The following is a 13088-nucleotide window of genomic DNA, read 5'->3' on the forward strand; positions in this document are numbered from 1 at the left end:
ACGGGATGGTCTAATGGATCACGCAATATACACAGCGATGGGTGCGGCAAGTCAGACGCTGAACCAGCAGTCTGTCACCGCCAGCAACCTGGCCAACGCTTCAACACCGGGCTTTCGTGCGCAGCTTAGTGCGCTGCGTGCGGTACCGGTAGAAGGGTTGTCGCTGCCGACCCGTACACTGGTCGCTGAGACCACACCTGGCGCTGATATGACGCCAGGCGATCTGAACTACACGTCACGCCCACTGGATGTTGCCCTGCAACAGGATGGCTGGCTGGCGGTGCAGAGCGCGGATGGTTCCGAAGGGTATACCCGTAACGGTAACATTCAGGTCACACCGACCGGGCAACTGACCATTCAGGGGCATCCGGTCATGGGTGAGAACGGGCCGATTGCTGTTCCGGAAGGTTCACAGGTCACCATTGCCGCGGACGGGACCATTTCCGCCCTGACCGCCGGTGATCCGCCGAACACGGTCTCCCCGGTTGGCAAACTGAAACTGGTGAAAGCGAACGGCAGTGAAGTGGTGCGTGGCGATGACGGTCTTTTCCGCGTCAGCCAAAGCGCGCAAGCCACACGTGGTCAGACGTTACAACCGGATCCAAATGTCCGCGTCATGTCAGGTGTGCTGGAAGGCAGTAACGTTAAACCTATGGCGGCAATGGCCGATATGATCGCCAGCGCGCGCCGCTTTGAAATGCAAATGAAAGTTATTGGTAACGTTGATGAGAATGCGCAGCGTGCCAACCAGTTACTGTCCATGAGCTAATAAACAGGATTTCCTATGATAGGTTCATTATGGATCGCTAAAACCGGCCTCGATGCCCAGCAAACCAATATGGACGTTATCGCCAACAACCTGGCGAACGTCAGCACCAATGGTTTCAAGCGTCAGCGCGCGGTATTTGAAGATCTGCTTTACCAGACGATTCGTCAGCCTGGTGCGCAATCTTCTGAACAGACTACGCTGCCTTCTGGCCTGCAGATTGGTACCGGTGTTCGCCCGGTGGCCACCGAACGTCTGCACAGCCAGGGTAACCTCTCCCAGACTAACAACAGCAAAGATGTGGCTATCAAAGGCGAGGGCTTCTTCCAGGTCCTGCTGCCGGACGGCACCTCTGCTTATACCCGTGATGGCTCATTCCAGGTTGACCAGAATGGCCAGTTGGTAACGTCGGGCGGCTTCCAGGTTCAGCCTGCCATTACCATTCCGGCTAACACCCTGAGTATCACCATTGGTCGTGATGGTGTGGTCAGTGCCACGCAGCAGGGGGCGACAGCGCCTGTGCAGGTGGGGCAGCTTAACCTGACAACCTTTATGAACGACACCGGTCTGGAAAGTATCGGTGAAAACCTGTACCTCGAAACACAGTCTTCCGGCACGCCGAACACCACCACGCCGGGGCTGAACGGAGCGGGTCTGCTGTATCAGGGGTATGTGGAAACCTCGAACGTAAACGTGGCGGAAGAACTGGTGAACATGATCCAGGTTCAGCGCGCTTATGAAATTAACAGCAAAGCGGTATCGACCACCGATCAGATGCTGCAGAAACTGTCGCAACTCTAAGGCGTTATCCGGTGCGGCGCAGGCTGCACCGGAACCCTGATTTCGAAGATGAATGTAATGCAAAAAAACGCCGCGGGCCGCTACCCCCTGTTAGTTTTACTGGCACTGATGTTGAACGGATGTGCCTGGGTTCCCTCAACACCGCTGGTGCAGGGCGCAACGACCGCTCAACCGATGCCGGGACCCGTTCCGGTCGTCAATGGCTCTATTTACCAGACTGCGCAGCCTATCAACTATGGCTACCAGCCGCTGTTTGAAGACCGTCGCCCGCGTAACGTCGGGGATACATTGACGCTGGTGCTGCAAGAAAACGTGAGCGCCAGTAAGAGTTCATCAGCGAATGCCAGCCGCGATGGCAAAAGCAGTTTCTCAATGGATACCACACCTCGCTATCTGGAAGGCTTGTTCGGCAATGCGCGTGCAGACCTGACGAGCGAAGGCAGCAACTCGTTTAACGGCAAAGGCGGCGCTAACGCCAGCAATACATTTAGCGGCACGTTGACCGTTACGGTCGACCAGGTACTGATCAACGGCAATTTACACGTGGTGGGTGAAAAACAGATCGCCATCAACCAGGGCACTGAATTTATCCGCTTCTCAGGTGTTGTGAACCCACGCACCATCAGCGGCAGCAATACGGTTCCGTCCACACAGGTGGCGGACGCGCGCATCGAGTACGTCGGCAACGGCTACATTAACGAAGCGCAGAATATGGGCTGGCTGCAGCGTTTCTTCCTCAACTTATCGCCGATGTAACCGGGGTGAATTATGTTTAGATTTCTGGCTGGAATAGCGTTAGTGCTGGTGGCGTTTGTCGCCCAGGCCGACCGCATCCGGGACCTCACCAGTGTACAGGGCGTACGTGAAAACTCCTTAATTGGTTATGGCTTAGTGGTTGGCCTTGACGGAACGGGTGACCAGACCACCCAAACGCCATTCACTACTCAGAGCCTGAATAACATGTTGTCGCAGATGGGGATCACCGTCCCGGCTGGCACCAACATGCAGCTCAAAAACGTTGCGGCGGTCATGGTTACCGCCCAGCTTCCGGCGTTTGGCCGCCAGGGGCAGACCATCGACGTGGTGGTCTCTTCTATGGGTAACGCCAAAAGCCTGCGCGGCGGTACGTTGCTGATGACCCCACTGAAAGGGGTGGATAGTCAGGTCTATGCTCTGGCGCAGGGGAATATCCTGGTCGGTGGCGCAGGCGCATCCGCCGGTGGCAGCAGCGTGGCGGTTAACCAGCTTAACGGTGGACGTATCACTGGCGGTGCCGTGATTGAACGCGAGTTGCCTTCCCAGTTTGGCAATGGCAACACCATCAACCTGCAATTGAACCAGGACGACTTCACGATGGCGCAGCAGATTGCTGACACCATCAACCGTCGTGGCATGGGTGGCGCAACCGCGCTGGATGCCCGTACCGTTCAGGTCCGCGTGCCGCAAGGCGGCAGTTCGCAGGTGCGCATGCTGGCGGATATCCAGAACCTGGAAGTGGGTGTCGCGCCGCAGGACGCTAAAATTGTTATCAACTCCCGTACAGGTTCTGTTGTTATGAACCGCGAAGTAACGCTGGATAACTGCGCCGTGGCACAGGGGAACCTCTCGGTCACAGTCAACCAGTCAGCCAATGTCAGCCAGCCGAACACACCGTTTGGCGGTGGTCAGACGGTGGTCACGCCGCAGACACAGATTGACCTGCGTCAGAGTGGCGGCTCCCTGCAAAGTATTCGTTCCAGCGCCAACCTGAATAGTGTGGTACGCGCACTGAATGCGCTGGGCGCGACACCTATTGATCTGATGTCCATTTTGCAATCAATGCAGAGCGCAGGTTGCCTGCGGGCTAAGCTGGAGATCATCTAATGCTGACTGACAGCCGCTTGATGGCGAGCGCGGCATGGGACGCGCAATCGCTTAACGATCTGAAAACCAAAGCCGGACAGGACCCGCAGACTAACCTGCGGCCTGTGGCGCGTCAGGTAGAGGGGATGTTCGTGCAAATGATGCTGAAAAGCATGCGCGAAGCCCTGCCTAAAGACGGTATTTTCAGCAGCGATTCCACGCGGATGTACACCAGCTTATATGACCAACAAATTGCCCAGCAGATGACGGCAGGCAAGGGACTGGGACTGGCCGATATGATGGTCCAACAGATGTCCGGCGGGCAGGCGCCGGTTGCTCCGGGTGACCAGATGCAGCAGGTGCCGATGAAATTCGATCCCGAAACCATCAACACCTATCAAAGCCAGGCTATTACGCAAATGGTGCGTAAGGCACTGCCGAAAGCGCCGGAAAATAGTGACGAGCCGCTGAGCGGTGACAGTAAAGACTTCCTGGCTCAACTTTCCCTGCCTGCTCGTCTTGCCAGTGAGCAAAGCGGGGTTCCTCACCATCTGATTCTGGCGCAGGCCGCGCTGGAATCGGGTTGGGGCCAGCGACAAATCACCCGTGAAAACGGTGCGCCGAGCTTTAACATTTTCGGTGTGAAGGCGACGCCTGGTTGGAAAGGGCCGACTACCGAAATCACCACCACTGAATATGAAAATGGCGAAGCCAAAAAGGTCAAAGCCAGGTTCCGTGTCTACAGCTCGTATCTGGAAGCGCTCTCTGATTATGTCAGCATGTTAAGTCGCAATCCGCGGTATGCGGCGGTGACGACAGCGGCAACGCCGGAACAAGGCGCACAGGCGTTGCAGAACGCGGGTTATGCCACCGATCCGAAATATGCGCAGAAACTGACAAGTATGATTCAGCAGCTTAAGTCGATGGGCGAGAAGGTCAGCAAGGCCTACAGCAATGATATTGAAAATCTGTTCTGAAACGACTCAAGTTCAGCTCAGGGTTGCCGATAATCGTTAGCAGGACTTATGTCTCAAAGTTTATAAGGAACCTCAATGGCCAACTTGATTAATACCGCGATGAGTGGGCTCAGTGCAGCCCAGGCGGCGCTTAATACCACCAGTAATAACATTTCAAGTTATAACGTGACGGGCTATACCCGCCAGACAACAGTCCTGACTGCGGCGAATAGCACTCTGGGTGCTGGTGGGTGGATTGGCAACGGTGCGTTTGTCTCTGGTGTGCAACGTGAATATGATTCGTTTATTACGAACCAGTTACGCGCAGCGAATACCCAGAGCAGCAGCCTGACGACCCGTTATAACCAGATGTCAAAAATTGACAACATGCTGTCGGGTTCAACCAATACGCTGGCTACTGCGCTGCAAGGTTTCTTCTCCAGCGTTCAGACGCTGGTCAGTAACGCCGAGGATTCATCATCCCGCCAGAGTGTACTGGGTAAAGCCGATGGCCTGGTTAACCAGTTTAAAGTGGCTGACCAGTACCTGCGCGATCAGGACAAACAGGTTAACACATCTATCTCATCAAGCGTTGATCAGATTAATAACTACACCAGCCAAATCGCTAATCTGAACGACCAGATTTCACGTCTGACGGCAGTAGGTGGCGGCGCATCGCCGAACGACCTACTGGATCAGCGCGACCAACTGGTAAGTGAGCTAAACGGCATCGTGGGCGTTGAAGTCAGTGTCCAGGACAACAGCACGTTTAACATCACAATGGCGAATGGCTATACGCTGGTTCAGGGCAGTACTGCCCGTCAACTGGCCGCGGTGGCCTCCAGTGATGACCCTGCCCGTACGACGGTTGCATATGTTGACCCGACCGCAGGGAACATTGAAATTCCGGAAAAACTGCTGACCACCGGTTCGCTGGGGGGCGTGTTGACTTTCCGCTCTCAGGATCTGGATAAGACACGCAATACGCTGGGCCAACTGGCTTATGCGTTCGCCGATGCGTTCAATGCTCAGCATAAACAAGGCTATGATGTCGATGGTGATCCGGGTACCGACTTCTTCACGATTGGCACGCCGTCCACCCTGAGCAATGCGAAAAACAGCGGTACTGGCGCGCTGACAGCAGCCATCAGTGACCGTACACAAGTGCAGGCGACGGATTATAAACTGATTAAAACCGATACTGGCTGGAATGTGACCCGACTGGCGGATAACACGGCGTTTGCCGTTACGCCGGATGCCAGCGGCAACCTCAGTTTTGACGGTCTGACTATCAGCGTTTCCGGTACAGCGAACAAAAACGACAGTTTCACGGTGAAACCGGTCGTGAACGCCATTACCAATATGAGCGTGGCCATCACCGATGAGTCGAAAATTGCCATGGCCGCCAGCGCGACTTCCGGTAAAAGCGACAACACCAATGGTCAGGCGCTGTTAAATCTGCAAAACAGCAAAGTCATCGGCAATACAAAAAGTTTTAACGATGCCTACGCGTCAATGATCAGCTATGTCGGTACAACGACTTCGACGCTGAAAACCAGCAGTACGACGCAGGCGAATGTGGTTACGCAGCTTTCTGACCAGCAACAATCGATTTCTGGCGTCAACCTCGACGAAGAGTACGGTAACCTGCAGCGTTACCAGCAATATTATCTCGCAAACGCGCAGGTGTTGCAGACGGCAAACACGCTGTTCGATGCGATACTGAACGTACGCTAAGTAAGGGGTAAGAGATGCGTATTAGTACTCAGATGATGTATGACCAAAACATGCGTGGCATTACCAATTCACAGACTAAGTGGATGGATTATGGCTTGCAAATGTCGACAGGCCAGCGCGTGAATAAGCCTTCTGACGATCCGATTGCCGCCTCCCAGGCTGTAGTGGTTTCTCAGGCGCAGCAGCAGAACGAACAGTATAAAACCGCGCGTACTTTCGCTACCCAGAAAGTATCGCTGGAAGAGAACGTGTTGTCGCAGGTAACCACTGCTGTAACTGCGGCACATACCTCACTGGTTGCGGCTGCGAACGGTACACTGAGCGACGATGACCGTGCGTCTATGGCGACAGAGCTACAAGGTGTTCGCGATCAATTGCTCAACCTGGCTAACAGCACTGATGGTAATGGTCGCTATATTTTTGGTGGCTATAAAACCGACACTCCACCGTTTAATGCCGCAGGTACTTACAACGGCGGCAATGTTGCGATCAGTCAGCAGGTGGATGCGTCCCGTAGCATGGTCATTGCCCATACGGGTAACCAGGTTTTCAATAGTATTACCAGCAATGCGATCCCGGAGCCGGATGGTAGTACTTCGCAAACCAACGTGTTCAGTATGTTAGATGACGCAATCGCAGCGCTGAAAGTCCCGGTTTCAGGTGACGAGGCAGCACAGGCTGTTTCCCAGGCAGCCCTGGATAAAGCCAACCGTGGCCTGACTAACTCGCTGAATAACGTATCGACCGTTCGTGCACAGTTGGGTACGCAGTTACAAGAGCTGACCAATCTCGATGAGTTGGGTGATGACCGTTCGCTTTCGCTGAAAACACAGATGAGCGATCTCGTTGATGTAGACTGGAACTCGGTCATCTCGTCTTACACCATGCAGCAGACGGCATTGCAGGCATCCTATAAAACATTTAGCGACATGCAAGGCATGTCGCTGTTCCAGCTCAATAAGTAATCTTCGCTTTAGAACATGTCTGGAAACTGGAACATGTTCTGTGTGCCTGCACCGGTATCCGGTGTGGGCCTTTTTTTTAGCCGATATTGCGCGATTGTGCAGTAACACGACGGTTATCCACTAAACGGATCACCAGGGCGACTGCGCCAGTCAACGTCGCCAGCGCCACCACGCCAGGCCATGCGGCGATAGTGTAGACTTTACTGCCCAGCGCTGAACCCAGCGCCATCCCAATGAACACGACAGTAAAGAGAAGGGCGTTCAGACGGCCACGCGCCTTTGGCTCCAGGCCATACACCAGATTCTGGTGCGCCACGAGACTGGACTGTAAGCCAAGATCAAAACCAACAGCCGACAGGGCTATCAGTGCCAGTTGCCCATGCGGTGGCAATGCTGGCAGTGCGAACATCAGCGCAAAGGATATTGTGACCAGCCCGGCACCCAGTTGAGTCACTTTTTCAGCACCGACTTTATCTGCCAGCCCCCCTGCTAAAGGTGCCGCCAGTGCGCCTGCTGCACCTGCGATACCAAACATACCTGCGACGGCGCTTCCGAGCTGATAGTTATCCAGCAACATTACAGCGAGCGTTGACCAGAAAGCGCTAAACGCGATGGATAAAAAGCCCTGCGCAAACGCAGCACGGCGTAGGGCAGGGTAACGCTGCCAAAGATGTGCCATCGTTTTCATCAGCGCGGGATAACCGAGCGTTGAATGCGCGGCGAATCGCGGCAACACAAACCACATCAGAACGGCGATAAATGCAATGCTGACAGCAGCAAGCTGGAACATAATGCGCCAGCCAAACGCTGCGCCGACAACGCCGCTCACGGTACGAGAAAGTAAAATACCCAACAGTAACCCCGTCATCACTGTACCGACGGTTTTTCCTTGCTTACCTTCGGGGGCAAGAATGGCGGCGGCGGGAACAATATCCTGCGCCATGGTGGCCGCCATCCCGATCAAAAGACTGATAAGTAATAACCCCGGCAAATGTGCCATCAGGCTACAGGCCAGCAGCAGTAAAGCCAGCGCCACGCTTTTCGCAAGAATAAGATGACGACGATCGTAGCGGTCGCCCAGTGGCAATAAAAAGAGGATGCCCAGCGCGTAGCCTGCCTGCGTCAGCGTCGGAACCAGCCCCATTCCGTTAACGGTCAAATGCAGATCGCTGCCCATCAGTGGTAATAAGGGTTGTGCATAATAAATCGCGGCGACGCTAAAACCCGCCCCCAGCGCCAGCGCAAAGATAATCCACTGCGCCGGATTTAACGATTGAGAACGACGGTTCATAACTTTTCCTCAAACATATTCATAGTTGGTGTGAATGTATTTTTGTCGATTACAGCGTGACGCGGTAGCCAGCAGAGTGGTAAAACGGTTATACGTGAAACGTATGGGGGAAATTTAAATGCAGCGTGCAGAACGTATAGACCGCGTTGATCTGATGCGCACGCTGGTGCGCATTGTTGAGGCGGGGTCGCTATCGGCCGCAGCGCGTCAGCTCAATACCACGCAGGCCACGGTGAGTCGTCGTCTGCAGTCGCTGGAAACCATGCTCGGGGTCAAACTGGTTCTTCGGACCACCCATGCGATGAAGCTCACCGACGATGGCGAGCGCTGCTATCAACATGCGAGACGTGTCATTGATGCCTGGCTTGCGCTGGAAGATGAACTGAGCCAGACAGAAGACGAGCCCGTCGGGATGCTTCGTGTACGGGCGCCTCATGCCTTCGGTCAGGAACAGCTCCTGGTCCCGCTGACGCATTTTCTGGAGCGCTATCCGCAGCTTTCAGTGCAATGGATGCTTAATGATAAGACCGTCAATTTTCTCAGCGAGAATCTTGATTGCGCTATTCGGGTTGGGGCCGAAGTGGACCCGGCGACGGTTTCCGTCCTGCTTGCCGAAGTTCCGCGTTCCATTGTCGCATCGCCGACGCTACTGGCCCGTTTTGCGGAAATCCGCACGCCTCAGGATCTGGCGGCGCTGCCGTGGATTGCGTTAAGCACCTTTTACCAGCATAACGTTGCCGTCACCAACGCGCTTAGCGGGGTAACAGAGCAAATAACTATTGCGCCCAGGCTCTATACCGACAGTTTGTATGTGGCACGTAATACCGCGCTGTCAGGGCTGGGTGTGGCCGTTGTCTCAAGCTGGACGGTGGAAGAGGATATCGGCAATGGCAGACTGGTGGCTTTACTGCCTGAGTGGCAGATCCCACCGTTGCCTGTGCATCTGGTGTACCCCTGGGCGCGTTATTATCCGGCACGTTTGCGGATGTTTCTCCAGTTGATGCGCGAGGTGATGCCGGGCCTGAGCGGAATGCGACAGCCTGCGCTGAAAGCATAAAAAAGCCGACCCGGAGGTCGGCTTTTTATCAGCAGAGTGCTTATTCCGCTGCGTTCGGTCGTGTAGCTGGCGCTGTTGCGGTATGCGTGGCGCTGTGACCGCCTGCAGAACCTTTGCCGTCAAAGTTGAACTGTGGACGGACCCAGTCACTGTGACGCGGCGCTTCCGGCACATAGGCCGGTGCAGGTGCTTTGGTCATCGGCGCAGTGGCGTGATGGACCTCGCTGGCTGCCACAGGGGCTACGCGCTCAATCGCTGCAGCAACCGGTACCACAGGTTCAACAACCGGGGCTACCGGGGTAGCTTCTGGCTGTTTTTCCTCGACAGCGACAGGCGCTTGCGGTTGCTCTGCAACAGGTGCTGTTTCTTCAACAACCGGTGTAACAACCGCAGGTTCAGCGGCTTGCGCCACCTCTTCGGCGACCGGACGGTCTTCCTCTGCGATCAGTTCCGGCTGTGCTTCAACCGGGGCTTCGATCACTTCCGGATGCGTGGTTTCGACCACAACAGGCTCTGGCTCGATAACCGGTGCCTGCGGTGCGACTTCAACCACTTCCTCAACCGGTGCCTGTACATCAGCTACGACGGACTGCTGCTCTTGCTGAGCGGTGGCGGCCACAACTTGTTCGACTTCGGCAATGGCAGGTGCGACATCGTTAGCGATGGCACTGTTTTGCTGCTCAACAACCGGCGCTTCTTGCGCCTCGTCCTGAGGACGCGTAACCGGATAGCGAACCCACACTTTGCCGGACGCCATTTCCGGAGAAGCACAGGCAATCTCCAGCGGCATTGCGGACTGTGCCGGATAACGCTCATCACGGTAACGGCGACGACGCTGACCGCTGACGCGCAGATGACGCGGCGAACGGCGAGAACGACGCGGCATGCCTGCGGTATCACGGTTTTCTGCGGTTTCTTCTTGCTCAGCGACGTTTTCTACAACAGCCGGCAGGTCCAGTTTGGCCAGTTCTGTACGCTGTACAGGAGCTTCCGTGGCGACCGGTTCTACGGCAACACTCTCTTCACTTGTGCTTGCCGGAGCATCACCGAAACGGACTTTTTGGTTCAACTGACGCTGTTTACGACGCGGCATCACCTGAACGCGCTCTTCCTGTTCGGCTTCCTGCTCAGGTTGTTCTTCACGGTTCAGCGCTTTCACATCCTGCGGTGCCTGGCGTTTTTCGTCGCTATTACGACGACGATTACGCTCGCGGCGGGAAGGCTGCTGCTCATCACGCTGTTTCGTTTTTTCCGTCTCTTCTACAGCCACAGGTACAGGCTGACGAGCTTCACGCGCTTCGGCATTCTGCTGCGGTTTCTCACGGCGATTACGGCGATTGTCATCGCGGTTCTCGCGCCCTTCATTACCTTCTGCACGCGGCTCACGACGTTCATTGCGATCGCGACGGTTACCCTGGCGCGATTTGCGGCGATCTTGCTGGCGCTCCTGCTTCTCTTCTTTCTTCTCTTCCTGAACTTCGGCTGGTGCGGCAGTTTCACTTCCGGCAAACAGGTTTTTCAGGGCGGAGACAAGACGGCTAAGAAGACCCGGGGCAGCCGATGCCGCTACCGAAGGCTCGCTGCTGGCAGCCGGTTGCGGCTTCGCTACAGGGGCTTCAGGTGCCGTTGGCGCAGGCGGAACTTCCGGCATGACAAAGGTCGCCAGTGCAGGCTGCTCAGGGCGTTTACGCTCAGCAGATTCTTCGTCTGACGGCATAGCCATCTCTTCTTCATGCAGCTTCGGCAGCATGTAGCTGAGGGTGGTTGTCTCTTCGCCTTTACGCACGCGCAGTACGGAATAGTGCGGCGTTTCCATCTGGTCGTTCGGTACGATTACGCAACGCACGCCACCCTGACGGGTTTCAATAGCGCTTACGGCGGCGCGTTTTTCGTTCAACAGATAGGAGGCGATCGGCACCGGAACGATGGCATGCACTTCCTGTGTATTCTCTTTCAGCGCTTCTTCTTCGATGAGACGCAGAATAGAAAGTGACAGGGATTCGTTGTCACGGATAGTCCCGGTTCCGCTACAACGCGGGCACACATGGTGGCTGGACTCGCCGAGTGACGGGCTCAGGCGCTGACGGGACATCTCCAGCAGGCCGAAGCGAGAAATATGGCTGATTTGAATACGCGCACGGTCCTGACGAACGGCTTCGCGCAGACGGTTTTCCACCGCGCGCTGATGGCGTACCGGCGTCATATCGATAAAGTCGATAACGATCAGACCGCCGAGGTCACGCAGACGCAACTGACGTGCAATTTCGTCGGCCGCTTCCAGGTTAGTGTTAAAGGCGGTCTCTTCGATATCACCGCCACGGGTTGCACGCGCGGAGTTGATATCGATGGCGGTCAACGCTTCGGTGCTATCGATAACGATAGAGCCGCCGGACGGCAGACGGACTTCACGCTGGAAGGCGGATTCAATCTGCGATTCGATTTGGTAGTGGCTAAACAGCGGGATTTCACCGGTGTAGAGCTTAATTTTGCTGCTGAAATCCGGACGGCCCAGCGCGGAGATATGCTGGCGAGCCAGCTCAAGCACTTTCGGGTTATCGATAAGGATTTCGCCGATGTCCTGACGCAGATAATCACGGAAAGCACGAACGATAACGTTACTTTCCTGGTGAATCAGGAACGGAGCAGGGCGGTTTTCAGCGGCCTTCTGAATAGCTTCCCAGTGTTTCAGGCGGAAGCTCAGATCCCACTGTAGGGCATCGGCAGATTTACCCACACCGGCGGTGCGGACGATCAGACCCATGCCATCGGGCAATTCGAGGCTGGCCAGCGCTTCTTTCAGTTCGGTACGGTCATCGCCTTCAATACGACGAGAAATGCCACCCGCGCGCGGGTTGTTTGGCATCAGTACCAGATAGCTGCCTGCCAGGCTAATAAAGGTAGTTAGCGCAGCGCCTTTGTTGCCGCGTTCTTCTTTATCAATCTGGACGATAACTTCCTGACCTTCGCGCAACACATCTTTGATGTTCGGACGGCCATGAGAGTTGTAATTAGCAGGGAAATATTCGCGGGCAATTTCTTTGAGGGGAAGGAAACCGTGACGTTCAGCGCCGTAATCAACAAAGGCAGCTTCCAGGCTCGGTTCAATTCGGGTGATTTTACCTTTGTAGATGTTCGCTTTTTTCTGCTCGTGTCCAGGACTTTCAATATCCAGATCGTACAGACGCTGCCCATCAACAAGGGCGACACGCAACTCTTCTTGCTGAGTTGCGTTGATTAACATTCTTTTCATCGTAACTTACTCATTATTCTTACATTGACGACTAAGCTGCGGGCATGATGACGCCTTTCCGGGGGAGAACCGATGGCCTCGTGTCTGTTCACGTCGCCAACCTCACGGTTGTCGTTCGCTTAAGAGGCGCAGTGTGTCGGTTGCCTGTATTTCCTGTGGAAAACACAGCGCAATTATCAGGGGAACAGCCTGGGAAAAACTCTCCAGAGAAGATTCCATCTACCGGTAAGGACTGCAACCCGCAGCCCGCTAACTGCCTGAAAGTCCAATACGTCTTACGCCATTGCTGCGTGTATGGTCGGACAGGCAAAACTGGTCATTCCGCACAATTGCTTGTGATAACAAGATCCAACGCGGAAAACTGCAACATTATTCCTTGCGAACCCTGTTATAGCAAGCTGACTTTTACCTTTTATCACCCGG

At 55.1% G+C, this 13088-nt stretch carries 10 protein-coding genes; 8 read left to right on the top strand and 2 right to left on the bottom strand.

Annotated features, from left to right (window positions below; genetic code table 11):
- Positions 1 to 13 precede the first annotated feature (13 nt).
- From ABU190_RS10315 to flgL, 7 genes are all read left to right on the top strand, one after another.
- A complete protein-coding gene (locus ABU190_RS10315) occupies positions 14 to 769 on the top strand; it encodes a flagellar basal body rod protein FlgF (protein ID WP_354691234.1) in 756 nt (251 codons plus the stop codon).
- A 15-nt stretch (positions 770 to 784) separates the two neighbouring features.
- Positions 785 to 1567 carry a flagellar basal-body rod protein FlgG gene (flgG, locus tag ABU190_RS10320; protein WP_041851741.1) on the top strand — a complete coding sequence of 261 codons (783 nt, stop codon included), beginning with the start codon at positions 785 to 787 and terminating at the stop codon, positions 1565 to 1567.
- A gap of 57 nt (positions 1568 to 1624) precedes the next feature.
- Positions 1625 to 2323 (top strand): flagellar basal body L-ring protein FlgH, encoded by a 699-nt coding sequence (locus ABU190_RS10325; protein WP_354691235.1) that lies wholly within the window; start codon positions 1625 to 1627, stop codon positions 2321 to 2323.
- Between the two features lie 12 nt (positions 2324 to 2335).
- Positions 2336 to 3430, top strand: coding sequence for a flagellar basal body P-ring protein FlgI (locus ABU190_RS10330; protein WP_041851739.1), 1095 nt, complete (start codon positions 2336 to 2338; stop codon positions 3428 to 3430).
- Complete coding sequence (flgJ, locus tag ABU190_RS10335; RefSeq protein ID WP_296428381.1) at positions 3430 to 4386, top strand: flagellar assembly peptidoglycan hydrolase FlgJ; 957 nt, start codon at positions 3430 to 3432, stop codon at positions 4384 to 4386. Before ABU190_RS10330 ends, flgJ begins: the two co-directional genes overlap by 1 nt.
- Before the next feature lie 75 nt (positions 4387 to 4461).
- Positions 4462 to 6102, top strand: coding sequence for a flagellar hook-associated protein FlgK (gene flgK / locus ABU190_RS10340; protein WP_335257235.1), 1641 nt, complete (start codon positions 4462 to 4464; stop codon positions 6100 to 6102).
- 14 nt (positions 6103 to 6116) lie between these two features.
- A complete protein-coding gene (gene flgL / locus ABU190_RS10345; RefSeq protein WP_354691236.1) occupies positions 6117 to 7067 on the top strand; it encodes a flagellar hook-associated protein FlgL in 951 nt (316 codons plus the stop codon).
- Positions 7068 to 7143: 76 nt separating this feature from the next.
- Here the strand turns inward: flgL and ABU190_RS10350 are convergent, their stop codons facing one another.
- Positions 7144 to 8358, bottom strand: coding sequence for an MFS transporter (locus ABU190_RS10350; protein ID WP_354691237.1), 1215 nt, complete (start codon positions 8356 to 8358; stop codon positions 7144 to 7146).
- A gap of 118 nt (positions 8359 to 8476) precedes the next feature.
- Here ABU190_RS10350 and ABU190_RS10355 point away from each other — a divergent pair, with 118 nt between their 5' ends.
- The gene (locus tag ABU190_RS10355) at positions 8477 to 9415 is read left to right on the top strand and encodes a LysR family transcriptional regulator (protein ID WP_354691238.1); all 939 of its coding nucleotides are present in this window, start codon (positions 8477 to 8479) and stop codon (positions 9413 to 9415) included.
- Positions 9416 to 9455: 40 nt separating this feature from the next.
- Here ABU190_RS10355 and rne read toward each other — a convergent pair whose 3' ends face one another.
- The gene (rne, locus tag ABU190_RS10360; protein WP_354691239.1) at positions 9456 to 12665 is read right to left on the bottom strand and encodes a ribonuclease E; all 3210 of its coding nucleotides are present in this window, start codon (positions 12663 to 12665) and stop codon (positions 9456 to 9458) included.
- Between the last annotated feature and the right edge of the window lie 423 nt (positions 12666 to 13088).

The organism is Phytobacter sp. RSE-02 (genome assembly GCF_040578655.1).
Taxonomy (GTDB): Bacteria; Pseudomonadota; Gammaproteobacteria; order Enterobacterales; family Enterobacteriaceae; genus Phytobacter; species Phytobacter diazotrophicus.

Excerpts from the sequence above, each read along its gene's own strand:
- ABU190_RS10315 (WP_354691234.1), top strand. The coding sequence starts at position 14 with ATGGATCACGCAATATACACAGCGATGGGTGCGGCAAGTCAGACGCTG.
- flgG (WP_041851741.1), top strand. The coding sequence starts at position 785 with ATGATAGGTTCATTATGGATCGCTAAAACCGGCCTCGATGCCCAGCAA.
- ABU190_RS10325 (WP_354691235.1), top strand. The coding sequence starts at position 1,625 with ATGCAAAAAAACGCCGCGGGCCGCTACCCCCTGTTAGTTTTACTGGCA.
- ABU190_RS10330 (WP_041851739.1), top strand. The coding sequence starts at position 2,336 with ATGTTTAGATTTCTGGCTGGAATAGCGTTAGTGCTGGTGGCGTTTGTC.
- flgJ (WP_296428381.1), top strand. The coding sequence starts at position 3,430 with ATGCTGACTGACAGCCGCTTGATGGCGAGCGCGGCATGGGACGCGCAA.
- flgK (WP_335257235.1), top strand. The coding sequence starts at position 4,462 with ATGGCCAACTTGATTAATACCGCGATGAGTGGGCTCAGTGCAGCCCAG.
- flgL (WP_354691236.1), top strand. The coding sequence starts at position 6,117 with ATGCGTATTAGTACTCAGATGATGTATGACCAAAACATGCGTGGCATT.
- ABU190_RS10350 (WP_354691237.1), bottom strand. The coding sequence starts at position 8,358 with ATGAACCGTCGTTCTCAATCGTTAAATCCGGCGCAGTGGATTATCTTT.
- ABU190_RS10355 (WP_354691238.1), top strand. The coding sequence starts at position 8,477 with ATGCAGCGTGCAGAACGTATAGACCGCGTTGATCTGATGCGCACGCTG.
- rne (WP_354691239.1), bottom strand. The coding sequence starts at position 12,665 with ATGAAAAGAATGTTAATCAACGCAACTCAGCAAGAAGAGTTGCGTGTC.